At 32.6% G+C, this 26,939-nt stretch carries 23 protein-coding genes; all 23 read left to right on the forward strand.

Annotated features, from left to right (window positions below):
• Positions 1-133: 133 nt before the first annotated feature.
• The 23 genes from B5P40_RS03375 to fabZ all read left to right on the forward strand — a co-directional run bounded on the left by B5P40_RS03375 (position 134) and on the right by fabZ (position 26,546).
• Entirely contained in the window at positions 134-1,207 is a 1,074-nt protein-coding gene (locus B5P40_RS03375; RefSeq protein ID WP_016127635.1) for an EpsG family protein, read from the forward strand.
• Between the two features lie 95 nt (positions 1,208-1,302).
• Entirely contained in the window at positions 1,303-2,043 is a 741-nt protein-coding gene (locus B5P40_RS03380; RefSeq protein ID WP_078176137.1) for a glycosyltransferase family 32 protein, read from the forward strand.
• A gap of 9 nt (positions 2,044-2,052) precedes the next feature.
• Positions 2,053-3,249 (forward strand): glycosyltransferase, encoded by a 1,197-nt coding sequence (locus B5P40_RS03385; RefSeq protein WP_113708846.1) that lies wholly within the window; start codon positions 2,053-2,055, stop codon positions 3,247-3,249.
• An 84-nt stretch (positions 3,250-3,333) separates the two neighbouring features.
• On the forward strand, positions 3,334-4,365 hold the full coding sequence (locus B5P40_RS03390) for a glycosyltransferase (RefSeq protein ID WP_113708847.1): 1,032 nt from the start codon (positions 3,334-3,336) through the stop codon (positions 4,363-4,365).
• Between the two features lie 17 nt (positions 4,366-4,382).
• Complete coding sequence (locus tag B5P40_RS03395; protein ID WP_078176134.1) at positions 4,383-5,543, forward strand: polysaccharide pyruvyl transferase family protein; 1,161 nt, start codon at positions 4,383-4,385, stop codon at positions 5,541-5,543.
• 13 nt (positions 5,544-5,556) lie between these two features.
• Positions 5,557-6,747 carry a glycosyltransferase gene (locus B5P40_RS03400; RefSeq protein ID WP_078176133.1) on the forward strand — a complete coding sequence of 397 codons (1,191 nt, stop codon included), beginning with the start codon at positions 5,557-5,559 and terminating at the stop codon, positions 6,745-6,747.
• A gap of 12 nt (positions 6,748-6,759) precedes the next feature.
• Positions 6,760-7,941 carry a glycosyltransferase gene (locus B5P40_RS03405; RefSeq protein WP_078176132.1) on the forward strand — a complete coding sequence of 394 codons (1,182 nt, stop codon included), beginning with the start codon at positions 6,760-6,762 and terminating at the stop codon, positions 7,939-7,941.
• A 20-nt stretch (positions 7,942-7,961) separates the two neighbouring features.
• The gene (locus B5P40_RS03410) at positions 7,962-9,143 is read left to right on the forward strand and encodes a glycoside hydrolase family 88 protein (protein WP_078176131.1); all 1,182 of its coding nucleotides are present in this window, start codon (positions 7,962-7,964) and stop codon (positions 9,141-9,143) included.
• A 75-nt stretch (positions 9,144-9,218) separates the two neighbouring features.
• Entirely contained in the window at positions 9,219-10,385 is a 1,167-nt protein-coding gene (locus tag B5P40_RS03415) for an acyltransferase family protein (RefSeq protein WP_078176130.1), read from the forward strand.
• Positions 10,386-10,513: 128 nt separating this feature from the next.
• Positions 10,514-11,440, forward strand: coding sequence for an SP_1767 family glycosyltransferase (locus B5P40_RS03420; protein WP_070146102.1), 927 nt, complete (start codon positions 10,514-10,516; stop codon positions 11,438-11,440).
• 43 nt (positions 11,441-11,483) lie between these two features.
• Entirely contained in the window at positions 11,484-12,491 is a 1,008-nt protein-coding gene (locus B5P40_RS03425) for a glycosyltransferase (protein WP_113708848.1), read from the forward strand.
• 48 nt (positions 12,492-12,539) lie between these two features.
• Positions 12,540-14,087 (forward strand): lipopolysaccharide biosynthesis protein, encoded by a 1,548-nt coding sequence (locus B5P40_RS03430; protein ID WP_113708849.1) that lies wholly within the window; start codon positions 12,540-12,542, stop codon positions 14,085-14,087.
• A 440-nt stretch (positions 14,088-14,527) separates the two neighbouring features.
• Positions 14,528-15,124, forward strand: coding sequence for a sugar transferase (locus B5P40_RS03435; RefSeq protein ID WP_002191254.1), 597 nt, complete (start codon positions 14,528-14,530; stop codon positions 15,122-15,124).
• A 13-nt stretch (positions 15,125-15,137) separates the two neighbouring features.
• Positions 15,138-15,770 carry an acetyltransferase gene (locus B5P40_RS03440; protein WP_078176127.1) on the forward strand — a complete coding sequence of 211 codons (633 nt, stop codon included), beginning with the start codon at positions 15,138-15,140 and terminating at the stop codon, positions 15,768-15,770.
• Positions 15,771-15,783: 13 nt separating this feature from the next.
• Positions 15,784-16,953, forward strand: coding sequence for a DegT/DnrJ/EryC1/StrS family aminotransferase (locus B5P40_RS03445; RefSeq protein ID WP_078176126.1), 1,170 nt, complete (start codon positions 15,784-15,786; stop codon positions 16,951-16,953).
• Positions 16,954-17,984: 1,031 nt separating this feature from the next.
• Positions 17,985-19,922 carry a lasso peptide isopeptide bond-forming cyclase gene (locus tag B5P40_RS03450; protein WP_113708850.1) on the forward strand — a complete coding sequence of 646 codons (1,938 nt, stop codon included), beginning with the start codon at positions 17,985-17,987 and terminating at the stop codon, positions 19,920-19,922.
• A gap of 14 nt (positions 19,923-19,936) precedes the next feature.
• Positions 19,937-20,068, forward strand: a complete 132-nt coding sequence (locus tag B5P40_RS03455; protein ID WP_000808480.1) for a paeninodin family lasso peptide — start codon at positions 19,937-19,939, stop codon at positions 20,066-20,068.
• Positions 20,069-20,175: 107 nt separating this feature from the next.
• A complete protein-coding gene (locus tag B5P40_RS03460) occupies positions 20,176-21,105 on the forward strand; it encodes an aldolase (RefSeq protein WP_002184589.1) in 930 nt (309 codons plus the stop codon).
• Positions 21,105-21,404, forward strand: a complete 300-nt coding sequence (locus B5P40_RS03465) for a lasso peptide biosynthesis PqqD family chaperone (protein WP_000095761.1) — start codon at positions 21,105-21,107, stop codon at positions 21,402-21,404. The genes B5P40_RS03460 and B5P40_RS03465 overlap by 1 nt, the downstream gene beginning before the upstream one ends.
• Before the next feature lie 45 nt (positions 21,405-21,449).
• On the forward strand, positions 21,450-21,902 hold the full coding sequence (locus tag B5P40_RS03470) for a lasso peptide biosynthesis B2 protein (protein WP_078176124.1): 453 nt from the start codon (positions 21,450-21,452) through the stop codon (positions 21,900-21,902).
• Positions 21,903-21,924: 22 nt separating this feature from the next.
• Complete coding sequence (locus B5P40_RS03475; protein ID WP_078176123.1) at positions 21,925-23,112, forward strand: nucleotidyltransferase domain-containing protein; 1,188 nt, start codon at positions 21,925-21,927, stop codon at positions 23,110-23,112.
• A 2-nt stretch (positions 23,113-23,114) separates the two neighbouring features.
• Positions 23,115-24,917: an ABC transporter ATP-binding protein gene (locus B5P40_RS03480; RefSeq protein ID WP_078176122.1), complete on the forward strand. Its 1,803-nt coding sequence runs from the start codon at positions 23,115-23,117 to the stop codon at positions 24,915-24,917.
• Between the two features lie 1,194 nt (positions 24,918-26,111).
• Positions 26,112-26,546 (forward strand): 3-hydroxyacyl-ACP dehydratase FabZ, encoded by a 435-nt coding sequence (gene fabZ, locus B5P40_RS03485; RefSeq protein WP_002184592.1) that lies wholly within the window; start codon positions 26,112-26,114, stop codon positions 26,544-26,546.
• The last annotated feature ends 393 nt before the right edge of the window (positions 26,547-26,939 follow it).

The following is a 26,939-nucleotide window of genomic DNA, read 5'->3' on the forward strand; positions in this document are numbered from 1 at the left end:
ATGTATTTTATTGTCACATGTATTTAGATTGTAAGAGAAATATAGGACTGATAGGCTATATTATTGAATTATTTGGTTAAAGAATAGCAAAGAGTTCTATATTTACAATCTATAATATGAAAGGAATTTAAAAATGTTTATATTTTGGGTTACGCTGGTCTTAGTTTATATTCTTTCTTTTTTAGCAAGATATTTTTCTACTCCTGTAATAATGGGACCACACATTGTTCAATCAAAGCCAAATAAGCTGTTAGTATTTTTAACAATAGTTATTCTTGTAATGGTGTCTGGTCTCCGTAATAATATCGGGGATACTTTTTTTTATATGTATTCTTATAAAAAAGATACGTTTGATTGGGAACATATAAAAGAAGGAAAAGATATGGGTTTTAATGTGCTTCAGATGATTTTAAAACAGTTCTCTAATGACCCTCAAATATTGATTTTTGTAACGGCACTAATAACAAATGTACTTATTGTGTTGGTTTTATATAAATATACAAGAATGTTCGAATTAAGTTTATATGTATATATAACAGGTGGAATGTATTTAATATCAATGAATGGGATAAGGCAATTTCTTGCAGCAGCAATTATTTTTGCTGCAACAAAATATATATTTGAAGGTAACTGGAAAAAGTATATTCTAATTATTCTATTTGCATCAACAATACATCAAACTGCACTTATCCTTATTCCAATATATTTTATGATTAGGAGAAAAGCATGGTCATGGGAAACGTATGTAACCCTTTTTTGCTCTGTATTCATAGTTATAGGGTTTAATCAATTTTTAGATACGTTATTCTCAGTCATAGGAGATAGTCAGTATGGAGATTACAAGAACTTTTCTGAGGGCGGAGCAAATATACTTAGAGTTGGAGTTAATATTCCTCCAATTATTATTGCTTACATTGGAAGAGAGAAACTCAGGGAAATATTTCCTAAAAGTGACTATGTAGTAAATATGTCTATATTAGGACTTGTATTCATGATAATTTCAACACAAAATTGGATTTTTGCAAGATTTTCTATATATTTTGGATTATACCAATTAATTTTAATTTCATGGATTATAAAATTATTTACTGATAAAGACCAAAAACTAGTTTATTATGCAATATTAATATTTTATTTTATTTTCTATGCATACGAGAATGTAATAACATTAAACATTATTTATAAAAGTAATTTTTTAAATTTCTAAGTTTTTTAAGGTGAAATATGTTAATGACTAGTTGATCAATGAAATATGGAAATTTAGGTGTATTATTCTATATAGTTTAGAAAGGGGATACTGAGTTGGCATTTACAGAAAAGATTCCACGCATCATTCACTATTGTTGGTTTGGTAAAGGAGAAAAACCAATAATAGTAAAAAAATGTATAGATAGCTGGAAAGAGAATTTGGCTGGTTATGAAATAATTGAGTGGAATGAAGATAATTTTGATATAAATTGTAATTTATATGTCAAGGAAGCCTATGAATACAAAAAATTTGCATTTGTAAGTGATTATGTAAGAGTATACGCTCTTTATAAATTTGGAGGAATTTACTTAGATACGGATGTGGAGGTATTCAAATCTTTTGATGATATGCTACATCATGATTCATTTTGGGGATTTGAACAAGAGAACTATATAGCTACAAGTACAATAGGAGCCACTAAAGGAAATGTATTAATAAAAATGTTTCTAGATTCATACGAAGAAAAAAGTTTTATTAAAGAGGATGGAAAGTATGACAGTTTAACCAATGTGGCCATTATAAGCGAGATACTAAAAAATAAAGGATTACAGTTGAATGGAAAATATCAAGAAATAAGTGGGATAGGAGCCTTCTATCCTCAAACATATTTTTCTCCATATGATTATATTAACTGTAGAAAATTTATTACTCCAAATACATATGCAATGCATCATTTTTATAAAAGTTGGTTACCACCTAAAGCGAGATTGAAGAGTGGTTTAAAACTGTTAGCATCTAAGGTTATAGGTGGAGAAAATATAGCGCGGATAAGAAAATTTGTTACAAAAAATTAGGAGGCATATATGAAGGATATACTGGTGGCCTCATTTGATATGGAAGTTGGAGGAGTAGAAAGAAGCCTTATAAGTATGCTTGAGGGTTTTGATTACAAAAAATACGCTGTTGATTTAATGCTGTATAGGCATCAAGGGGATTTTTTGGAATTAGTTTGTAACAAGGTAAATCTATTAGAAGAAGTTCCACAATACACCACCTTTAGGAAGTCAATCGGAGAAACTTTAAAGGATAAAGAGTATGGCATTGGATTTTCTAGAATTTTATCTAAGATAAATACTCGTTTTGCAGGAAAAGCTAAAGGAATAGTAGAGACAGGATATTATCAAATGCAATTAATGTGGAAATATGCTATTCCATTTTTACCTAAACTAGATAAAGAGTATGATGTTGCAATTAGTTATTTGTGGCCGCATTATTTTGTAGCAGATAAGGTTAAGGCTAAGAAAAAAATAGCATGGATCCATACAGATTATTCTACAATTGAGACAGATATAGAGATGGATTTAAAAGTATGGAATAAATTTGATTATATTGTAGCCGTATCAGAAGCATGCAAAAATTCATTTTTAAAAAAATATAGTGCATTAAAAAATAAGGTTATAGTAATGGAAAATATAACCTCCCCGCAGTTTATTAGAGACATGGCGAATGAAGAGATAGATACCCCTATGCTTCTTGATAACCGTTTTAAAATTATAACTGTGGCTAGACTATCTCATGCAAAAGGAATCGATAATGCTGTTAGGGCTTTAAGGATATTGAAAGATAAAGGCTATGAGAATATAGCCTGGTATGTAGTTGGATATGGTGGAGACGAAACAATGATTAAAAGTCTAATAAGGGATTTGAAATTAGAAAATAGCTTTGTGTTGTTAGGAAAGCAAATTAATCCATATCCATATATAAAAGAAGCGGATTTATATGTCCAACCATCTAGATATGAGGGAAAAGCTGTTACAGTAGGAGAGGCTCAGATACTTGCAAAACCAGTCCTAATTACAAATTATACAACCGCAAACAGTCAAGTGGAAAATGGGGTTGACGGATATATTACGGAATTATCCGTTGAAGGAATAGCAGATGGAATAGAAAAATTGTATAGGGATGCTACCGTAAGAAAGCAGTTAGCTAACAATTGTAGTAATACTGATTATAGTAATAAGTATGAATTAAATAAGTTGTATGAAATTATGGAGGCTTAAAAGTTTATTAATTGTACTGGTACAACTACAAAAATTTTTAAAAATGAAAGTATAAGAGATTCGAAGCAAAGGGGTGATTTGCTCATGAATAGAAATGTCAGTGTAATTATACCGGTTTATAATGCTGGTAAATATATTACTCGGTGTATAGAATCACTGTTAAATCAGGTGCTTCATAACTGCGAATTTATCTTTATCAATGATGGTTCAACGGACAATAGTGTAGAGATTATTGAAAAGTATAGGGCACTAGATGACAGGATTATACTTATAAATCAAAAAAATCAAGGTGTGAGTATTGCAAGGAATCAAGGAATTCTTATAGCTAAAGGTGAATATATTGGATTTGTTGATGCAGATGATTATGTAGAAGCGGATATGTATGAAACTCTGTATAATTCAGCAAAACAAAGCAATTGTGATGTAATTATATCAAATTTAAGAAGTGAGATTGAAGGGCATAAGGTAACAATTGAATATCCATTTCCAATTAATATTGTTCTGGAAAAAGAATATATAAATAAAGAGATATTACCCTATTTTCTTAAAAGCGATAATTTAAATACTGCTGTAAACAAAATTTATAAAAATAGCATAATAACGAAAAATAATGTGAAGTTTCCAGAGAAGGTTGCATTAGGAGAAGATGGAATGTTTAATATTCAATTTTTTAGTAATGCAACTAATATGAAATATATAGATTATACGGGATATTATTATAGGGATGTAGCGGGTAGCGCAACTCGGGATATCTCAAAAAAAGATTATTTCAAGCGAGCTGTGGAAGTATATAACATGGAACTACCGAAAATTTACATCGAAAAGGTCGATAAGGCAAAGATACGTGAATTGAAATCAAGAAAGTTTATAAATAGTGTAATTTCCTACGTATATATTTATTTTGAACCGTCTAAGGAAATACGGTTTAGTGAGAGATATGAATACATAAAAAAAATGATATGTAATAAATATGTTAGAGAGGCATTGCCACTATATTGTGAAGTAACTTATAGCAAGCTTGGTAGATATGAGAAATTTTTAATAAATATGATTAAAAGAAAATCTACTGTGGGGTTATACTTCGCAGTCTCTTACAGCAGGCTTAGAAATAAATAAAACTGGAGGAATTTAGTGTGAAGTTTATGATGTTTGCCCATGGGGGCAGTTTGAATAGAGGGTGCGAAGCGATAGTTCGAGCTTCTACAAATATTATAAAAGAAAAAATAGATGGAGCAAAAGTATGTTTGGCATCAGATAGACCTGAAACAGATAAGGTAATCAATAAGTTAGATTATATATATGATGGTTCTAGCCGCAGTCTGAAAAAATATTCATATGATTGGTTATTGTCCTCAGTTAAAGTAAAACTCTTTAACGATGAGTCTTATGCATTAGGGAAAATTCATCATAACATAATAAAGCATATAAAAAGTTCCGATGTATGTTTATCTATCGGAGGGGATAATTATTGCTATGGAGAGCAACCTGGGTGGTATGAGATTGATAGAAGAGTAAAAATGCAGGGGAAAAAGCTAGTACTATGGGGATGTTCTATAGGAGAAGAGGATATGTCTGAAAGAAAGTTGGAAGATCTAAAGCTCTTTGATTTAATATTAGCACGCGAAAGTCTTACCTATAATATGTTAAAAAAACAAGGATTAAATAATGTTCAATTGTGTGCTGATGCTGCGTTTACAATGGAAAAAGAAGAATTGGAGTTGCCTAATGGATGGCAGGAAGGAAATACAATGGGTCTTAATTTTAGCCCGCTTGTATGGAATAGAAATGAGAATTCTCAAGTCGCGGTAAGAGAGTTAGTTAATCATATATTAAATACTACAGATATGACGATTGCTCTTACACCTCACGTTATTGAAGATGGGAACAATGATTACGAAGTTCTCTACAAATATTACCAAGAATTTAAGGACACAGGCAGAGTGATTCTGTTACCAGATAACTTAAATGCAATACAGTATAAGGGGTATATAGCTAGAATGCGTTTCTTTATAGGAGCTCGAACGCATGCAACTATAGCTGCTTACTCTAGTTTTATTCCGACTATGGTATTGGGATATAGTGTAAAGTCCAAAGGGATATCTAAAGATATATTTGGGGAAGAAAAATTAGTTTTAGATATAGAGGAGATATCTGATAGTAATAAATTAAAAGCAAGATTTGATGAGATGGTACGAGAGGAAGAGGAAATAAAACAAAAGTTACAACAATCTATACCTAATATAAAGAAAATGTCTTACAAAGCAGTAGAATATTTGAAAGAATTGTCTAAGTAATTTGGGGTACATTATGAAAAAAAAACTACTATTTGTTATGCCTAGTTTATCTGCTGGTGGTGGAGAAAAAAGCTTGATAAATTTACTATCTCAGATAGATTACAGTTTATATGATGTAGATTTATTTTTGTTTAATAAAACAGGAATATTCATAAATTCGATACCAAGAGAGGTAAATATATTAGATCTGCCAAGTGATTATAAAATATTTGCATCTAGCCTTAAAAATTCAATAATGGGCTTTTTAAAGAATAGACAAATTGATTTAGCATATTCAAGATTGATGTTCACTATTAAAAATAGATTGATAAGGGAAGCTGCAATTTCAGAACAGTATACATGGGAATATCAAAGTAAGTCATTTGAAGTGTTAGAAAAAGAGTATGATGCAGCGATAGGCTATCTTGAAAAGTCTTCAATATACTTCGTAGTTGATAAAGTCAATGCCAAAAAAAAGGCTGGATGGATACATACAAATTACTCGAATTCAGGTATGGATTGCCAGTTCGATAACTCATATTTTGAACAACTAGATAATCTAATAACGGTTTCAGAAGAGTGTGCAAAATCGTTACAAGAAAATTTTCCACAACTAAAAAATAAAGTTACGATTATATATAATATAGTAGCTCCTAGCATTATATATGATTTATCTAAAGAAGATATAGAAGATGACAGTTTGTTTGATAGACATTATACCAATATTATTACTGTCGCCAGATTAAGTCATGAAAAGGGTTTAGATTTAGCGGTGAAATCTTGCAAGTTACTTCTTGAAAAAGGATACAAGATAAAGTGGTACGTATTAGGGGATGGAAATGAAAAAGATGTATTAGAACGTTTAATAGAAGATCATCATCTATCAAACCATTTTACAATTTTGGGGGTTCGAGAAAATCCCTATCCTTATATACGAAAAGCAGATATATATGTGCAACCATCTAGATATGAAGGTAAGTCTATAGCAATTGATGAAGCAAAAATATTGCATAAACCGATAGTGGTGACCAACTTTGAAACTGCAAAAGATCAAATAAATCATGGAATAAACGGAATTATTACTGAGATGTCTGAAGAAGGAATAGCAACTGAAATTGAAAGGCTTATCAAAGATATAGAATTAAGGGAAAGAATCGTAAATAATTTATCTACAGAAAAGTTAGGAACCGAAAAAGAAATAAATAAGCTCTACGGAATTCTTTAAAAGGTGATTATTATGAAAAAAGACGTATTATTTGTTATCAATAATTTGAACTGCGGTGGGGCTGAGAAGTCATTAATCTCTCTGTTGAATACGATGGATTACTCTCGCTATAATGTGGATTTATTTTTATTTAAGCATGAAGGTTTATTCCTTAATAAAATCCCTAAACAAGTGAATGTATTGGAAGAACCTTCTGAGTATCAGTTGTTTGATATGCCGATAAAAGCAGCTGTCATGAAATGCTTGCGACAAGGAAGACTAGATATAGCCTTATCAAGGGTTTGTGCAGGTTACATATTTAAAAGTGAAAAAAACAAAGCCCGTTGTGAACAGAGAGTATGGCGATATCTATCAAAATCTTTACAGAATATAAGTAAAAAGTATGATGTAGCGATTGGGTACTTAGAAAAGAACCCAGTTTACTTTTGTATAGACAAAGTAAATGCGAATAAGAAAATTGGTTTTATACACACTGATTATGACAAATTAGGAATGGATCCTAACATTGATATGGGTTATTTTCGTTCATTGGATCATATAGTGACGGTGTCTGAGGAATGTGCCAATGTTTTAAAACAAAGATTTTCTATATATAACGACAAAATAGGTGTTATTCATAACATCGTATCTCCAAGTACGATAAATAAAATGTCACAGGAAAAGGTAGATCTAGAGCGTAAAGGGGTAAAGCTTGTTTCTGTAGGAAGGCTAAGTCATGAAAAGGGATTTGATTTGGCTATAGAAGCATGTAAGAATCTGGTTGGAGATGGATATGAAATAAAGTGGTATATCATTGGAGAAGGGGAAGGGCGAGGTAAGTTAGAAAAAATGATAGAAGAAAATCACCTTCAAGATTATTTTTTACTGTTAGGACTGAAAGAAAATCCCTATCCGTATATAAGAGAAGCAGATATATATGTACAACCATCCAGGTTCGAAGGAAAATCTATCGCAATAGACGAAGCAAAAATACTGCATAAACCAATAATGGTAACAAATTTCAGTACAGCTAAAGATCAAATTAAAAATGAAGAAAATGGGCTGATTATAGACATGGATGCTCACTCACTTTCGGAGGGAATTAAGAAATTAATACATAATGAAGAATTAAGAAATAAGTTAATAAAGAACTTATCAGATGAAGAGCTAGGAACCGAGTCGGAGATAAAAAAATTATATACATTATTTAAGTAGTATAGAAAGGACATAATTATATGGTTATACAGGCAGCGTGCCTTGTGTTACTTGCTGTAATCGCAATTATTGTAGTGATTGATTTCATTCCTATAGGAAAGAATTGGTTGGGAAGAATAAAAATAGGGAGATATACGGATAAAAGCTTATGGAATCAGTCAATCACTCATATAGGTGTTAAGTGGCTAAATAAAACACCAAAGATTAAGGTAACTGATAACACAAGATTAATAGCAATTGATATGTTGAAAGGAAATTATACGAAAAGTGCTATACAGCATTGGCAAGAAGCATCTTTACTATTAGGGTTATCTGAATACCTGAAATATAACGATGACAAAGCAGTGAAACATGAAATTACGAAGTTTTTGAACTCTAAATTTGATCATAATGGTCAGTGGGTGCACAAACCTCAGTATGTAGATGGAGCAATACTTGCTTATGCGATCATGAAGCTGGATTTTGAGGATATAGATAAATATAAAAAAGCCTTGGATGCTACTTGGGAAATGATACAAGAGCATATAGGTGAGGATGGTACGATAGAATATAGAAAGTTTATGAAGGGGTATCGATACGTAGATACCATTGGTTTCATATGTCCATTCTTAGTGACTTACGGCATTAGGTATAACAAAAGTGAGTGTATAGATTTGGCTGTAAAGCAGATTAAAGAATATGAAACATATGGAATGTTAAACTTAAGTCATATACCATGCCATGCTTATAGATTAGAAGATAAAGTTCCTCTAGGTTTATATGGCTGGGGAAGAGGTCTTGGATGGTTTGCTATAGGTCTTATAGATACGTGGAATGAATTACCGGAAAACAACAGCTATAAACCTGTATTAGAAGAAAGTGTACGTAAATTTGCAAAAGCTACGATGAAATTTCAACAACAAGGCAATTGGAATTGGACTGTAACCAGGAACGAATGCGGACCAGATTCCTCCGCTACATCCACACTGGGGTGGTTTATGTTGAATGCAGCAAAGATAGAGGATATTTCAAAGGAATGTTTGGAAAGTGCAGATAAAGCTATCGGTTATTTGATGGGAGTGACAAGAAGAAACGGAGCGGTTGACTTCTCTCAAGGTGATACGAAGGATATAGGTGTATATTCTACGTTATTCGATATATTGCCATTCACACAAGGGTTTTGTATTAGATTAATTAATTCACGTAATAATTATAAAATTTAGTCATCCTTATAAGGAGGATGACTAAATTTTAATAGTTAGATTAATAAATTTTATTTTAGAACAGAGGGAAGAATTATGACGAGACGTTATAAAGAATTGGATTCCCTTCGGGGTATTGCTGCAATCATTGTTCTATTAGGACACTTCTTAGCATTATTTCCGATATTAGGTAAAAAGGTAATGTATTCAACATTTGGGGCCTGTTTTTCTATATTATGGCAAGGTCATTCGGCTGTTATTATATTTTTTGTGTTAAGTGGATTTGTTCTATCCTTGCCTTTTTATAAAGGGACGAAATTTAATTATTTAAAGTATCTTATTAAAAGAGTTTGTAGGATTTATATTCCTTATATTGTGATTCTTTTTATTGCAATAGGAATTAAATTGGGGATTCATTCTAAAATTGGTACCATTCCCGGTTTGGTACAATGGGGTTCATGGAACATAGAAATTTCTTTTAATAGAGTAATGGATCATATTTTATTCTTGAGAGAATTTAATTCTGATGCGTTTATTATGGTGATTTGGTCATTAGTTCACGAGATGCGAATTTCCATAGTGTTTCCTTTAATTATTTTTCTTTTACTTAGAGTAAACTGGAAAGTAAGTATTGGGATAGCGATGTTTTTATCAGTTATTGGTTATTTATTAATGAAAAACATTCCAAGCGAATTTAATATTCCAGTATCCACCAATTACTTTATCACATTACATTATAGCTCAATGTTTATTATTGGTGCACTACTAGCTAAAAACAGAGAATATTTAGTGAGTAAAATTATTAATTTAAAAGTAAAATATCTATTATTGCCTTTAGGTCTTTTATTTTTTAGCTATCCACGTATCCCATTTATGTTACTTTCCAAACTAATTGGTGAAATTGATTATGAGTTGTATCTTATCATCATCGATTGGTATATATGTTTTGGCGCAGTTTTAATTATTCTATCCGCCCTAAGTTCAAAACTATTTTCTAAATTATTACTGATTAAACCAGTACAATTTATAGGGGAAATATCATATAGTCTTTATTTAGTACATCCAATTGTTCTATTAACAACAGTTCATATTTTCTATGGAAAGATATCAGTGCCTTTAATTTTATTAATTTCTTTCATATTTACTATGGTTGTGTCGGTCTTATGTTATAAATTTATTGAAATTCCATCAATAAAAATAGGCCGGAAACTTGCCGCTGAAAATTCTAGAGGCGATATTTCATTGAGAAAAAAGGCTAGTTGAAAAATTGGGAAATAATAAGAATAAATATTATGTAAGATGTGAATAGAGGGATAAGAGTAATTTTCTTAAGAAAAAGAGGAAAGATAATCTAATGCTCTATCGAGAAAAGTATTAGAAAGGAGCTTGGTATGGTACAAATAAAAATAAAAAGTATGTTAGTTTTTATTTGGAATAAATTAGTTGATGTGAAAATTCAGAGTTTGAATCGATTAACTATCATAAAAGATCGATTCACGAAGTGCTTTTTCAAGCCTCCTAGAATTCAATCTATAGATGAAACTTTAAAAAAAATTATTCATGATAAAGCTTCCGTAGCCAGGTATGGTGATGGTGAATTTAAATTAATTCATAATCTAGATATAACATTTCAACGGGCGGATCATTTGTTATCAAAAAGATTAAAAGAAATATTGCTAAGTGAAGATGAGAAGTTCTTAGTTTGTTTACCGGATGTTTTTCAAGATTTATCAAAATATGCAGATGAACCAAAGGGTTATTGGAGTCTTCATACTGCAAAATATAGATTAAAGTGGTATAAAGACTTGAAGAAGGGGAAAGTATATTATAATTCCTTTATATCGAGATTCTATTATCCCTTTCGAGATAAGTCAAAATGTAAAGAATGGTTTATATTATTAAAATTAATATGGAAAGATAGGGATATAGTTTTAATAGAGGGCAGTAAGAGTAGATTAGGTATTGGAAATGATCTGTTTGACAATGCTAAATCAATTGAAAGGATTTTAGTACCAGAGGAGCACGCATTCTTACATTACAATAAAATCTTAACAGCAGCAAAAAAAAATAATAAATCTAAATTGATTCTATTAGCAATAGGGCCTACTGCTACTATATTAGCATATGATTTGTATAAAGAGGGATATCAAGCAATTGATATAGGGCATGTGGATATTGAATACGAATGGTTTTTAAGACAAGCAAAAACTAAAATCAAAATTGAAAATAAGTACGTATGTGAAGCAGGTGCTGGACAAAATGTGGGCGATATTCAAGATGAAAAATATTTAAGCGAAATTAAAGCTGTAATAAGATAGGCATGAGGGTTTAACTTATGTAAGTAATGTAGAGGTGAAAGGATTGCATGAATTAATAAGTGTTATTGTTCCCATATATAATGTGGAAAAATGGTTAGCTAGATGTATTGAAAGTGTTTTAAAACAGCCTTTCGTCAATATTGAATTAGTTCTAGTCAATGATGGTTCAACAGATAAATGTGGTGAAATATGTGAAGGATATTTAGAAAAGGATAATAGAATTAAAGTAATCTATAAAGAAAATGGAGGAGTGAGTAGCGCAAGGAATGCAGGGATCGAAGCTGCTACAGGGAAGTATATAGTGTTTATAGATCCCGATGATGAGGTAAGCGAAAACTATTTTACTAGGTTATATGGTATTGCGGAAGATAAAAAGTGTGATGCTGTAATATGCGGATACAAAACTGTTCCAAATAATAATAGTATTATTCCTAACTTCAAATTAGATACTGTTATGAACGGGAGAGATTTTGTACTGAGCTCTCCGAATGTTCATTCCAAGAATGATCTATGCTTTGCATGGAGGTATATATACAATTTAAGCATTATAAAAGAAAAAAACATCAGATTTAATGAACAAGTGTTTATTGGAGAAGATGTTATTTTTAATTTAGAGTTTTTATTGCACTCACAAAGGGTATGTGCAATCTCAGAAGTTCTTTATTTTTATACTATTAATAATCCAAATAGCTTAATGAGGGTTCCGTATAAACCAAATTTAGAGAACAGTTTAGTTTTACAATATCAAATGAGAAGACAACTTTCACAAGAATTTGGTTTACTGCACGATAAGCAATTTAAAAAAGATATGGCTAATTATTATATAAATCACATATATAGACTGTTGGTTAATAATTTTAAAAGCGATCCTAATGTGGATGTTAATAATGCTTTTCGTAGAATAGTGAATTATGAAATGTTCTCAGATAGTGTAAAAGGAATTGGTTTTTCATATCGATGCAATAACTTTAAGGAGTATATATATTATTTAGCAATAAAGTTTAAAGTGTACCCTTTAATAGTTGCAGCATATAAAAGAGAAATCAGGTAATACTCTTGGATTGAAAGTGTTTTCATACTTTCTGAAGTGGGAGGAAAAATGAGAGTTAAAAATTCAATAATTAATATATCAGCCGGTATAGGTAGTCAAGTTATTATTACATTACTAAGTTTTGCTTCCAGAACTATATTTATTACTTATTTAGGTGTTGAGTACCTGGGGGTAAATGGATTATTTACTAATATATTAGGAATGTTATCCTTAGCTGAAGCAGGAATAGGATCCGCTATCATATATAATCTATATAAACCAGTGGCAGAAAATAATCAGGATAGAATCAATATGCTTATGAATTTTTATAGAAAGGCATATATGGCAATAGCTTTAATAGTATTGTTACTAGGATTACTTTTATTACCTTTTCTTGGATATATCGCTAAAGATGCAAAGATAGACAATATTCATTTTATTTATATTATATTTTTAATTAATACAGCTTCATCTTATCTGTTTTCTTATAAAACTTCATTTTTAAATGTATGTCAAAAGGGATATATTGTTACAGGGATTTATTCTATCTCATCTATTATATCTACTTGCGTTAAAATAGGAATTTTATACTTTACGCATAGTTATATTTTATATCTAATAATCGATATTATTATAACAATTAGCACCTCTGCGTTCTTGGCTATATTGGTAGATAAGATGTACCCATTTTTAAAAAATAAAGCAGCAAGCAAATTAGATAGTGAAACCAAAAGTAATATTGTTAAAAATGTAAAGGCTTTAGTGCTACATAATATAGGTGGATATATTGTCTTTGGTACTGATAACATGTTAATTGCGTCTTTTGTCAGCGTTACAGCTGTTGGATTGTATTCAAATTATTATATGTTAATTAACATTTGTAGAACCTTTATAAATCAAATCTTTGATAATATTAATCATAGTGTAGGGAATTTGGTTGCAAAAGAAAGCGATGAAAAAATTTATAGCATATTTAAGATTACTATGCTTTGTAATTTTTGGATATACTCATTTTTTTCCATATTTTTATATATTATAATGCAACCCTTTATTACTTTATGGATTGGTTCGAAATTTATTATGGATATAAGTGTATTAATTATATTAATGATAAATTTTTATGTATCAGGAATGAGACGTTCTATATCTATGGTCAAAACAACATCAGGGATTTTTCATGAAGATAGGTATGCTCCCTTTTTAGAGGCTGCCGTGAATCTGGTGGCTTCTATTGTCTTGGTGCAATATATGGGTATAACAGGTGTTTTTATTGGAACACTTATAAGTACACTAGTGGTTCCATTTTGGATTGCTCCTTATTTAGTATATAAGAAAGTATTTCGTAAACCGGTTAGGGATTATTTTTTAAAATATACTTACTATGTGATGATAGGGCTAGGAGCTTGTGTTATCACAAGTTTGATATGTGGTCTTATTCCGTATAATGGATTACTAGAATTAATATTAAGAGGGATGATTTGTTTAATAATTCCAAATGTTATTTATGTATTTGTTTTTTATAAGACAGATGAATTTAAGTATTTATTTGGAATTGTTAAAAGTATAATGGGAAACCTGAGGGTGAAAATTCAGTCAAATAAAAAGGGCACTTTTTAATTTGAAATGTACATTTCTATAATCTCGTTGCTAACCCAATCCATCGGGCGCGATAAAGCCATTAACGAAACAACTTTACCAATTCATTAGGAACAAGCGCAAAAAAAATAGTATTTAAGAAACTTGCTTATTATAATCGAGCGCCAGCGCCTAATGAATTGACTCAAAATTATAATGATTTAAAGTAAGAGCAAGTAAATAAAAGGAAAGTATTAAGAATCTTTTAGAAATGAAACACCACTATGTTCTGTTGAATATGGTGGTGTTCTTATTACTGAGTATTTTAATTAAATATTTTGCATGACATGTCCTTAAATAAAAAAGTAAATCAATTCGTTATTTTTTAACTATGAATGGGGCTGCTTTTTATGAAGATAGAAGTTTTAGGCAGTTATGGAGTAGAGGTTAATACATAAACCAAATTAGGAGTATGATTATATATGAAAAGACTTTTCGATTTGTTCGTTTCTTTGTCATTATTGGTGTTTCTTTTACCTCTTATTATAATAGTGGCTGTTTTAGTTAGAATTAAGTTGGGTTCCCCTATCATATTTAAGCAGCAACGCCCGGGATTGCATGGTGTCCCTTTTTTTCTTTATAAGTTTAGAACTATGACTGACGAGAAGGATAGTGAGGGGAATGCGTTGCCTGATGATGTAAGGTTTACCCGTTTCGGAGGGTTTCTGAGAAAATATAGTTTAGATGAATTGCCACAGTTGTTTAATGTTATAAAAGGGGACCTAAGTTTGGTAGGTCCAAGACCATTATTGATGGAGTATTTGGAACTATACACAGAAGAGCAGGCCAAGCGACATAATGTCAGACCAGGGATTACGGGATGGGCCCAAGTAAATGGCAGAAACGCGATTTCTTGGGAGGAAAAATTTGATTTTGATGTATGGTATGCAAAAAAACGGACTTTTTGGCTTGATATGAAAATTTTGTTGTTAACGGTAAAGAAAGTATTTAAGTCAGAAGGAATCAATCAGATTGGGCATGTAACTGTGGAAAAATTTAATGGTACAAAGAATTCTTGAGGAGGTGAGATGGATGCAAATAATTATGATTGGGGCAGGTGGTCATAGTAAAGTAATCCGAGATATTATCCTATCGTATGGAAATTATGAAATCATTGCGCAATTAGATGATGTGTATAAAGAGTTGAAAATTGAGGATGGTGTCTATTTTGGACCTATTTCTGCAGCTGTAAAGTTAATGGATGAGCATGTAGATACAAAGTTCGTGATAGCTATAGGGAATAACAGAACAAGAAAGATAATTATGGAGCAGTTAGAGATTCCCAGTCATCGCTATGCGACGCTTATACATAAACAATCTATTGTTAGTTTAAGTGCAAAGATTGGAGCTGGTACGGTTATTATGCCAGGTGCAATTGTTAATGCAGATGTTGAAATTGGGAATCACGTTATTGTCAATTCAGGCGCTATTATTGAACATGATAATAAGATAAATGATTTTGCACATATTTCCCCAAATGCAGTGCTTACAGGATCCGTTACTGTAGGAACAGGAGTACATATAGGAGCAGGAGTTAATGTGATTCCAAATATTACAATTGGCGATTGGTCCGTTATCGGTGCCGGAGCAACAGTGATCCGTGACATTGTAGCGAATTGTAAGGCAGTTGGTATTCCAGCTAGAGTAATAAAAAAAGAATTATAGGAGAGTGTTTAAAGTGGTATACTCACAGGAAAAAACAAGAATCTATCTCTCCGCTCCACATATGAGCGGTAATGAACAAAAATATATAGGGGAAGCATTTGATATGAATTGGATTGCTCCACTTGGTCCAAATGTAGATGCGTTTGAAGGTGAACTTTCATCCCATGTTGGAGTTCTTGATGCGGCTGCAGTTAGTTCAGGAACCTCTGCTATCCATTTGGCACTTCGCTTACTGGATGTAAAAGATGGAGATAAGGTGTTTTGTTCAAGTCTTACTTTTATAGCGAGCGCAAATCCAATTTTATATTTAGGGGCTAAACCAGTATTTATTGATTCTGAGCTTGAAACGTGGAATATGTCGCCACAAGCTTTAGAACGTGCATTACGTGATGCAAATGAGAAAGGAATACTTCCGAAAGCTGTCATTGTTGTAAATTTATATGGACAAAGCGCTAAAATGGATGAAATTCTTTCGTTATGTAATGAATATGATATCCCAGTGATAGAAGATGCAGCAGAATCGCTCGGTTCTTCCTATAAAGGTAAAGCAAGCGGGGCATTCGGAAAATTTGGTATTTATTCGTTCAACGGCAATAAAATCATTACAACTTCAGGTGGAGGGATGCTTGTTTCGAATGATGTCGAAGCATTGAGAAAAGCAAGATTTTTAGCTACTCAAGCAAGAGATCCGGCTCCACACTACCAACATAGTGAGGTTGGATATAATTATCGTATGAGTAATATTTTAGCAGGTGTAGGTAGAGCACAGCTGCAGGTCTTACAAGAGAGAGTACATGCAAGAAGACGAATATTTGATAGATATTATCAAGAATTATCTCATATTCCAGGGATACAGTTTATGCCTGAGTTAGAGGATACTTATTCAAACCGGTGGCTTACAGTTCTTACTGTAGATGAAGAAAAAACAGGAGTACCGATTCAGGCATTACTGAAACAACTGGAAAATGAAAACATTGAGGCGCGTCCTGTTTGGAAGCCTCTTCATATGCAACCTTTATTTGAAGATGTAATGTATTATCCGCATAGTGAGAGTGAGGATGTTTCTAGAAAATTATTTGAAACAGGCGTATGCCTTCCGTCTGGATCAGGTATGACAGAAAAAGATCAGACAAGAGTTATTACATGTATTAAGAATATATTGATGGTAAGTGCTGGCATGTAAAGATAAAAAATAGAAACAGCTTTAATTAAGAAAGGTGTTAATGAACTAGGAGGATTTAATATCTCATTCAGTGCTGTTTTTGTGAAATCTCATTTTACGGAAAAAAATTTTCTTTGAATGAAAGTCACGGCAATCCCTATAAAGAGTGAAATAGTAAGCGTACATAATCTTGTGGTAAATTCGAATGGTATTTTTTATTAGTGGTAAACGCATATTATATCATCCCCTTTGTGAAAATGGTATAAATATAAAAAGATTATTCTCCTGTTTCGATTAAAGAAGCAGGAGAATAAAGTAATAGAGAACATAACACGTGAAAAATCAACTTTAATTAGTGGGTTAATAATAAATTATATAAAATATCATAGCACAGAAATTTTTAAAATATAAAAAGATGAAAATTCTCCTGTGTATTTGTAAGATATAACGTTTATCCTGCTATTTATGAGCATTAAGAGCACTACCTTAAGATTTTAGGGAAACTAAGAAAATAGATGGAATGTTCGTAAAAGCTCGATTGGTGAGATTAATAGTCGGTAGGGATGTAAAGCCTCCTACCGATTAAAGTTTTACTGTATTATTTGTTTTTACAGTTACTAAAAAAGATATATAAATATTCATTTTTTTAAGTATATAGATGCTTGACAATGCAATAGTGAAATGGTAATCTGAGTTTATATTCTTTATAAAGAATATAAACGTTTTATTGATATATTAAATTCAAGGATTTTTATTCATATAAAATTCAGATGGTAATATCTTGATTCGAATTAAGAGAATCACACCTTTGTTCATTTTTTGAGAAAATCAAAATGCAAGGGTTTACAATAGGATAGGTAGCCTGAAGGTTTGAATACTTCAACTGAAAAAAGATTTAAGGCTATAAAATCAGGTTTTAAAATTTGTTATGCGTAAACGAGGTAGTTTGAGGAAAGAGTTTTCTGGTATATTAATAATATTTTTTTGATATATCTGGTAATTTGCTTATCCATCGGGTTTTCCCTTAATTGTCTCGTAGTGGGAGGAAAAAAATGAGTGCAATAACCGGAATTTATCATTTAAATGGAGAACCGATACCGCCTGAACATAGGATTGGAATCATGAAGGATTTATCTCGTTATCCAGGTGACAATACCGATATATGGCACAAGGAAAATATTTTTTTGGGCTCCCATGCAAAATGGATAACATCTGAATCTATTAATGAACAATTACCTTACTATGATTATGAAACACAGTTGGTTATAACTGCTGATGCTATTATTGATAATCGCAATGAATTATTCGATAGATTGCAAGTAGAAAAGGTACATAGAAGAGAGATGCCTGATAGTAAGTTGATTTTACTCGCTTATCAAAAGTGGGGAGAGCATGTACCAAAGTATCTAATTGGTGATTTTGCTTTTATGATTTGGGATGAGAGAAAGCAATTGCTCTTTGGTGCACGTGATTTTTCAGGAAGTCGGACTTTTTACTTTTACCGCAATCAAAATCAATTTGCTTTTTGTACTAGCATACAACCGCTGTTTTCTTTACCGTACGTAGGGAAGGAATTGAATGAGCAATGGTTAGCTGAATATTTAGCGATACCTAATATGCTTGATACAATAGATGCATTTTCAACAGTGCATAAAAATATAGAGCAAGTCCCGCCTTCTCATACTATCTCCGTAGTTAAGGGAAGAGTTAGTATTGCGAAATACGACACGTTATTTGTAGAGGAGCAGTTGCAACTCAAATCAAATGAAGATTATGAAGAGGCGTTCAGGGACGTATTTGAAAGCGCAGTAACATCAAGGTTACGTACTCATCGTAATGTTGGTTCTCATTTAAGTGGGGGATTAGATTCAGGAGCTGTTGCTAGCTTTGCTGCGAGAGCCCTGCAAAAAGAGAACAAAAAATTATATACATTCAGCTCAGTACCTGCGGAAGGGTTTACTGATTGGACTCGTGGTCATACGATTGCTGATGAAAAGCCATTTATTCAAACTACAGTAAAACATGTAGGGAATATTAAAGGGAATTATTTGAATTTTCCGGGAGAAAATTCTTTCTCAGAAATTGATGATTGGCTTGAGATTATGGAGATGCCATATAAATTTTTCGAAAATTCCGTCTGGGTGAAAGGAATTTATGAAAAAGCCCAACAACAAGGGATTGGGGTGCTCTTAAATGGAGCGAGAGGAAATTTCACAATCTCTTGGGGGCCAGCTTTAGATTATTATGCGATTTTACTTAAAAAGTTCAACTGGTTGCAGCTTTATCGTGAAATTGATTTGTATGGTAAGAACGTTGGGGTCAAAAAATCGAGAATACTGAAAGTTGTAGGGGAGAAAGCATTTCCATCGATAAAAAACATGTTTTCCTCAGAACAGCAATACGAACTGCCAACGTTAGTTAGTCCAGAACTTGCAAAACGTACTGATGTATTTAGAAAGCTTGAAGAATATGGTGTGAAAGTAACAGGGGCCTCTATCCCAAATATATATGAAATAAGGCAGAAACATTTTGAACAGCTAAACTTGTGGAATACAACGGGTACAAGTGGAACAAAGCTCTCCTTGCGTTATGGTTTACAAGGGCATGATCCAACGAATGACTTACGGGTAATTCGATTCTGTTTATCGTTACCACTCGAACAATTTGTTCAAAATGGCTTAAATCGTGCACTTGTCCGGAGGTCCACAAAAGGATTTCTTCCTGACAAAGTAAGATTAAATCAGCGTGTGCGGGGAATACAGGCAGCTGATGTGGTTCATCGCATGATTCCTTCATGGAAAATGTTTATCGAGGAACTTCAGCAGCTTAGTAAAGACCCAGTGGCCTCTAACTTTTTTAATATGGAGATTATTAAGTGCGCGATTTTGAAAATTCAAGGAGAACCACGAGTAGAATACGTGTTTGATCCAGATTTTAGAATTTTAATGCGTAGTCTTATTGTCTATCGATTTATCAAAAAATATATTTGAAAGGGGGTGAAATTATGAAACAAGAATGGCAATCACCAGTATTAGAAGTACTTGATATCAACATGACAATGGCTGGACCTGGAAAGAGACTTGTTGACCAAGTTTTCGAAGATGAGGATGAGCAAGGCGCTCTTCACCACAGCTAATGCACTAATATTTAAATGAGATTTATATGCTTTACAGCCCTTATATAGTTTAATTACGGTATAAGGGTTTTTTTTAATCAATTTTTCAACTATTTGGAGTGAGAAAGATGATACATACTGTAAAGAAAGAGATTTACAAAGCCTTCGGATTAGCCCTATTAAGTGAGATTCCCCTGCCGGAATTGCCTCAAGTAAGTAATTACGAAAATGAAGTAGACGTAAAAATAGAAACTGCAGATTTGTCCCAATTATGGGGAGAGTTATCTTCTCCAAAGTCAGTGTTTGTAGTTGAAGAAGAATTAATTATGTTTCAAATCCCCGAAACTGCTACGTTTTGTATTCAAAATGGAGAAAAAATCATTGTTTCACCTATGAAAGGGTCTGATCAAGATAAGATTCGGCTTTATATTCTTGGGACTTGTATGGGGGCATTGTTGATGCAGAGAAAAATACTCCCTCTGCATGGAAGTGTAATAGCCATCAATGGAAAGGCGTATGCTTTTGTAGGAAGATCAGGAGCTGGAAAATCAACTCTTGCATCAGCCCTTTTAAGCAAAGGCTATAAGCTTTTAAGCGATGATGTAATTGCTGTGTCTCTTTCTGAGGATAATACTCCTTTTGTTACACCATCTTACCCGCAACAAAAGTTATGGAAAGAGAGTCTTGATCAGTTTGGAATGGAGACAGCGCATTATCAGCCATTATTTGAAAGGGAAACTAAATATGCTGTCCCCGTTACAGCTAACTTTTTCGAGGAACCATTACCATTGGCAGGTGTATTCGAATTAGTGAAAGTAGAAAATGGGGATGTTGAACTTCAGCAGATTGAAGGACTGGAGAGACTACGCACATTGCTGCGTCATACATATAGGAATTCATTAATCCCACGATTGGGGATGATGGAATGGCATTTTATGCATTCTACAAATATTGTAAACAAAATAGATATGTTTCAATTGAGACGTCCTATTTCAAAGTTTACGGCACATGATTTAGTATCCAAAATTCTAGAGTCTTTAAAAGAGGAGGAAAAATAATGAGTAGTAAACAAACAATTTCATTACACAGTTTTGTTGTACAAGGTCAGGAAAATGTAGTGAGCGATATGGATGGGGAGAAAGTGATGATGAGCATCCATAATGGGAAATACTATAACTTAGGAGGTATAGGTGGTGAAATTTGGAGTTTAATTAATGAATTAATATCTGTCAATCAAGTGATTGATATATTATTGTCTCGATATATGATTGAAGAGGCAGAATGTAAGGAACAAGTACTCTCTTTCTTAAATCATTTGTATGCAGAAGGGTTAATCTCGGTTGATGAAAAACTTTGATTTTTAATTGAACGTTCCAGATTTAATAGATTAGGAGTAGGATCGATGAATATCATAAATAAAGCCAAAGCTTTCTTGTCGTTCGATATGGGAACAAAATTATTACTTATAGAAGCTTTCTTTTATTTAGGCTGGGCTCGTATTCTTAAAAGTATACCGTTTTCTAAAGCTGCTCCTATATTAGGAATTCATATGGCAGAAACGTCTTTAAGCTATGATGAATCGGAAAAGATTACGTTAAGGGAAATTTCTCAAGCAGTGCATATGATGAGCCGTTATACATTTTGGGAAAGCCAGTGTCTCGTTAAAGCTATCGCTGCAATGAAAATGTTGGAGAAGCGTCAAATTGAAAGTACCCTTTACTTAGGGACCACGAAAGATGAGACAGGAAATATGATTGCCCATGCGTGGTTACGTAGCGGGCCCTTTTATATTACTGGCGTAGAAGAAATGAAGAGATTTACCGTTGTTGGTAAATTTTCAAAAAGGATAGGGTAAAAAAATCTTGAAGGAGAATGAGATGTATACCGGTTGTAATCTTGATTTGAGTCATTTACCTAAAGAACTAAAATTGTTACTTGAAATTATAAAGAAGGAAGATAAAGAGATACAAGAAATCCCGGGAGACTGGTTCATAAATATTGATTGGAACAAATTTTTGAAACTGGCGCTGCATCATCGTATGTATGCGTTCATTTATCCAAAAATGAAATCTATTGATAAACAGTTAGTTCCATCAAATGTTATGCAAGTATTAAGTACATATTTTAAAAGGAATACATTCCATATGCTTCATTTAAGTGGAGAAATGGGAAAGGTAAGTAAATTATTTGCTGAAAACCAACTTCGACTTCTATTTTTGAAGGGCCCTATTCTTGGTGCGGATCTATATGGAGATATTTCCCTTCGAACATCAGGGGATTTGGATGCCCTTGTTCCTATAGATGATCTTGGAAAAGTGAACGAATTACTTGTAAAGAATGGTTATGTCAAAGAGGATGATTTTCCGACGGTTATGAATGAATGGAAGTGGAGACGCCACCATACAACTTACATGCATCCGATAAGTAAGGTGAAATTGGAGATTCATTGGCGACTACACCCAGGGCCGGGAAAGGAACCACGCTTTGATGAGTTATGGGAGCGAAAGAGGACGAGTCCTGTCACAAATTATCCTGTCTATTTTTTAGGTAGAGAGGATTTATTTATGTTTCTTGTGACTCATGGGACTAGGCATGGTTGGTCCAGGCTTCGATGGTTAACAGACATTGACCGTATGGTAAGGCAAGAAATAGATTGGAAAGAACTCATTGTTATGTTGGAAAAATATGGGTGTAAACAACTGGTAGGTCAGGCCCTTATTTTATCTTCTAAGCTTTTAGATACTCTTATAATAGAAGAAGAGACAAAAGTATTAATGTCAGGGAGAAGGGTAACGCAATTAGCGCAGCTTGCTATATATTACTTGGAAAATATGATTAACTTGCATACAGATCCTGTCCCAGAAGAAGTTTCAAAATATCATGAGCGATATTTATATTTGTTAAAGACAAGCTCTCAAAAGCTACTGTTTCATCTTAGTTGGTTGTATCCTTATCCTCAGGATGTGGAAACTTTACCACTGCCAAAACAGCTGCATGTTTTATATTTCCCTTTGCGGCCGGTTTTATGGATTTGGAGGGAAATGAGGTACCGTAAGGAGAAGTGAAAATGAGAAATATTTTATATTTTACAAAGCGGTTATACTCTTTTACTGGAAACATTCTCATTGTTAATCTCATGGGAATGGTATTGGTCAGTCTTGTAGAAGGAATCGGCATTTTATTATTAATTCCTATGATAAGTATTAGCGGTATTGCGAAGATGAATGAACAGACAAGTCCTCTTTCAGGGGTTCTTGGATTCCTAGGTGAGTTTCCAACTACTTTAGGATTACCACTTGTATTAGGAATATATATTATATTGGTCGTGGGACAAGCGCTTTTACAAAGGAATATAACAGTTCGTAATGCGAAAATCCAGATACGTTTTATTAATCATTTGAGATTGGAAACTTATCGTGGATTGTTGCAGGCCAACTGGAGTTTTTTTGTGAAAAAGAGAAAATCAGATCTTATCAATTCTTTGACAACGGAATTAGGGCGTGTTAGCGCAGGCACTAATTTATTTTTACAGTTGCTCACTTCTTTAATGTTTACATTTATACAGATTGGTTTCGCTTTTTGGTTAGCGGCAGATATAACAATTTTTGTACTATGTTGCGCTGTGGTACTTGCCTTTCTTTCACGAAGATTTATTAAAAAATCAAAAAGATTAGGTGGTCGAACCTCAGAGAATTCAAAAGCGTATCTTGCAGGTATAACTGATCATTTTAATGGAATTAAGGATATTAAGAGTAATACACTAGAACGATCTCGTTATATGTGGTTACGTAATTGGGTAGAAGATGTGGAACGTGAACAGTTTGCATATATTAAGGTGAGAAATAATTCTCAACTCTTTTATAAAATTGCATCAGCTGTTTTCATTGCTATTCTTATCTTTCTATCTGTTAAGCTGTTTCAGACGAAAACGGAGCAATTATTATTAATTATTCTTATATTTTCTCGTTTGTGGCCACGATTTGCAGGTATACAATCAAACATGGAACAAATTGCAGCGAATCTTCCCGCTTTTAAAGATTTGCTGCAATTACAGGAAGAGTGTAAGAAAAGTATAGAATTGCAAGATATAGAGCAGGATTATGATTGTATAAATCCTATGCAGATAGAACAATCTATTGAGTGTCAAAATATCTCTTTCCGCTACAATAAAGAAAATGCTGTGTACTCACTTAAAGATATTAATTTGCGTATTCCTGCAAATTGTATGACAGCTATCTCAGGGCGTTCCGGTGCTGGAAAGAGTACATTAATTGATATCATAATGGGACTTATGCAGCCGGAGAGCGGTCAGTTATTAATAGATAACAAACCGTTGACAAGTAAGGACCTATTATCATTGAGGAAATCTATTAGCTATGTTCCTCAAGATCCATTTCTATTCAATGCCAGTATAAGAGACAATTTGAGAATGGTTGAACCAAATGCAAGTGAGGAGCAGCTTTGGGAAGCTTTGGAATTTTCTGCTTCTGCTGAGTTTGTTAGCAGGCTCTCGCAAGGATTGGATACAATGATTGGCGATAGGGGAGTCAAGCTTTCAGGAGGAGAACGACAACGTCTTGTTCTGGCTAGAGCGATACTTCGAAAGCCTTCTATTTTAGTATTAGATGAGGCAACAAGTGCATTAGATGCTGAAAATGAAGCGAAAATACAAGAAGCATTGGAAAGATTGAAAGGAAGCATGACAATTATTGTCATTGCACATAGACTATCTACTATACGTAAAGCTGACCAAGTAATTGTAATGGATCAAGGACAAATTATTCAACACGGTAGTTTCGCACAACTGGCAAAAGATGAAAGTGGTTTATTTAGTAGTCTACTTGGACAACAGGCTAAGGTAAACATTTAAATATGACTAGTCACAATTATTTTTTATAAATTTAAGGAATACACTGCCTTTATTTCTTTCGGGCCGGTAACACAATTTGATTATTTATGGTTTGGGGGATAATTGGTATTTGTGTACTGGTCTTTTTATGGAAATATGAGCTTAATTTAAATGTGTGACCAGTAAAAAAACTAGAAATACTTTTTGTGACTTATTAATATACCATCTATATACATGTATAAATATCCGTGTTATAATTTAACACGGAACCTGATTTTATTTATACCATATAACAAAAAGCAGCGAGACCCCTCGTCTTTAGGACTAGAGGTCTCGCTGCTTTTTGTATATAAAGGTTTATTAGTGTAGTTGTGATAATATATTTTGAAGCACCTTGTAGACATTTTTATGGTCAGTGATTAATGAGAGGTAGTGCCTAATGAATTGTTGGTATTTTGAATTGCTACTAATTTTATATAAGTAATTAAGAAGGGAAATGATTTGAGGAGATGAAAGAGAGATAGTGAAGAATATTATATAAGTATTTCTTTTTATTTCATTTGAGTTTTTCTCTCAAATACTCCGAATGCCTTATTTAACAGATAAACAAGGAAAAGCAACAATTTCTTATTAGTTATACTTTATTTTTATGTATTGTTAAATAGATTTAAAAGATTTTATATGTAATGTTGGATATTTCTGTAAAATATAAATGTATCTTTTGTGATGATATTTTATAGGATTTTTATTAAAGGCTAATCCACGAAGATTTATTTTTTTATAAAGCATAGTGTTCTGGATTACGAATCTTAATTTCTAGATATGCTATTTAAGATAATATAAGAAAAATGAAGAAATTTGTAGAAATTTGTAGAAAATTAAGGGTATGATGGTAAAAAGGAGTAAATATTAAATTTTTCTTTCTTATTTTTGTCCTTTATAATGAGCTATGAATACGACATATGAGGAAAATGATGTATATTTCCTCTCCCTAACTTTGATATACACCTTTTTCCAACCTCCGTGTTAATTGCTATTATTTTGTTATACCGATTAGCGAAGGGAAAAGGGTGTATCTTTTTTGTATGAATAGTCCTAATAGATATTTTGGGTAGAAAGCATTTCTTGTTTTTCGTGACAAAAACAATGGAGAATGGGATAATAAGGACAGTGCGTTGGTGGTATGACCAATTTGGTATATAAGGAGAGAATGATATGCTAGATATTCAACAGATTAAAGAAATTATTCCACATCGTTATCCATTTCTACTAGTCGATCAAATTTTAGAAGTAGAAGAAGGAAAGCGTGCGGTTGGGATTAAAAATGTAACGGCAAATGAGGAATACTTTAATGGACACTTTCCAGATTATCCTGTGATGCCAGGTGTTCTAATTGTAGAAGCATTAGCGCAGGTGGGTGCTGTTGCGGTACTGAAGAAGGAAGAAAATCGCGGTCGCCTTGCATTCTTTGCTGGCATTGATAACTGCCGCTTCAAACGTCAAGTTCGCCCAGGTGATCAACTTCGCCTAGAAGTCGAAATGACACGTGTCCGTGGACCGATTGGAAAAGGAAAAGCAGTAGCAACTGTAAATGGTGAAATCGCTTGTGAAGCTGAAATCACATTTGCAATTGGTGATAAGAAAGAATAAAGATTTGTTAACATAACTTTACGTTGGAAGATGAATGAAGAGAGTATGGTCATTCATCTTTTTTATTGTTATTGAAGCGAATTATGAAGAAATGGACGAAAGGTAAGAGGATTTGTCGATAGGTAAGTTCTCTTACTTTTAAACAAACGTTTGATTAAAAAAATAGGGGACTTTCGAAAAAAGTTTATCAACTAAAGTCTGAAAAAGATATCGAAAGATTAAGAAAAAACAAAATAAAAATCAACAATGGTAATATTTGTTATAAACAGGATAGTATAAATGCACAGATCAATCAATGATATATTCACTAGTAATACTAATAATACCCATATATCGACAGTATATAGCAAATGAAAATCTATACATTAAAAACTGTGTCGAAATTCGTCAGAT

This window comes from Bacillus sp. SRB_8 (assembly GCF_003264205.1).
Taxonomy (GTDB): Bacteria; Bacillota; Bacilli; order Bacillales; family Bacillaceae_G; genus Bacillus_A; species Bacillus_A mycoides.

Excerpts from the sequence above, each read along its gene's own strand:
- B5P40_RS03415 (WP_078176130.1), top strand. The coding sequence starts at position 9,219 with ATGACGAGACGTTATAAAGAATTGGATTCCCTTCGGGGTATTGCTGCA.
- B5P40_RS03440 (WP_078176127.1), top strand. The coding sequence starts at position 15,138 with ATGCAAATAATTATGATTGGGGCAGGTGGTCATAGTAAAGTAATCCGA.
- B5P40_RS03430 (WP_113708849.1), top strand. The coding sequence starts at position 12,540 with ATGAGAGTTAAAAATTCAATAATTAATATATCAGCCGGTATAGGTAGT.
- B5P40_RS03450 (WP_113708850.1), top strand. The coding sequence starts at position 17,985 with ATGAGTGCAATAACCGGAATTTATCATTTAAATGGAGAACCGATACCG.
- B5P40_RS03385 (WP_113708846.1), top strand. The coding sequence starts at position 2,053 with ATGAAGGATATACTGGTGGCCTCATTTGATATGGAAGTTGGAGGAGTA.
- B5P40_RS03420 (WP_070146102.1), top strand. The coding sequence starts at position 10,514 with ATGGTACAAATAAAAATAAAAAGTATGTTAGTTTTTATTTGGAATAAA.
- B5P40_RS03470 (WP_078176124.1), top strand. The coding sequence starts at position 21,450 with ATGAATATCATAAATAAAGCCAAAGCTTTCTTGTCGTTCGATATGGGA.
- B5P40_RS03390 (WP_113708847.1), top strand. The coding sequence starts at position 3,334 with ATGAATAGAAATGTCAGTGTAATTATACCGGTTTATAATGCTGGTAAA.
- B5P40_RS03460 (WP_002184589.1), top strand. The coding sequence starts at position 20,176 with ATGATACATACTGTAAAGAAAGAGATTTACAAAGCCTTCGGATTAGCC.
- B5P40_RS03375 (WP_016127635.1), top strand. The coding sequence starts at position 134 with ATGTTTATATTTTGGGTTACGCTGGTCTTAGTTTATATTCTTTCTTTT.
- B5P40_RS03465 (WP_000095761.1), top strand. The coding sequence starts at position 21,105 with ATGAGTAGTAAACAAACAATTTCATTACACAGTTTTGTTGTACAAGGT.
- B5P40_RS03435 (WP_002191254.1), top strand. The coding sequence starts at position 14,528 with ATGAAAAGACTTTTCGATTTGTTCGTTTCTTTGTCATTATTGGTGTTT.
- B5P40_RS03480 (WP_078176122.1), top strand. The coding sequence starts at position 23,115 with ATGAGAAATATTTTATATTTTACAAAGCGGTTATACTCTTTTACTGGA.
- B5P40_RS03475 (WP_078176123.1), top strand. The coding sequence starts at position 21,925 with ATGTATACCGGTTGTAATCTTGATTTGAGTCATTTACCTAAAGAACTA.
- fabZ (WP_002184592.1), top strand. The coding sequence starts at position 26,112 with ATGCTAGATATTCAACAGATTAAAGAAATTATTCCACATCGTTATCCA.
- B5P40_RS03400 (WP_078176133.1), top strand. The coding sequence starts at position 5,557 with ATGAAAAAAAAACTACTATTTGTTATGCCTAGTTTATCTGCTGGTGGT.
- B5P40_RS03410 (WP_078176131.1), top strand. The coding sequence starts at position 7,962 with ATGGTTATACAGGCAGCGTGCCTTGTGTTACTTGCTGTAATCGCAATT.
- B5P40_RS03455 (WP_000808480.1), top strand. The coding sequence starts at position 19,937 with ATGAAACAAGAATGGCAATCACCAGTATTAGAAGTACTTGATATCAAC.
- B5P40_RS03405 (WP_078176132.1), top strand. The coding sequence starts at position 6,760 with ATGAAAAAAGACGTATTATTTGTTATCAATAATTTGAACTGCGGTGGG.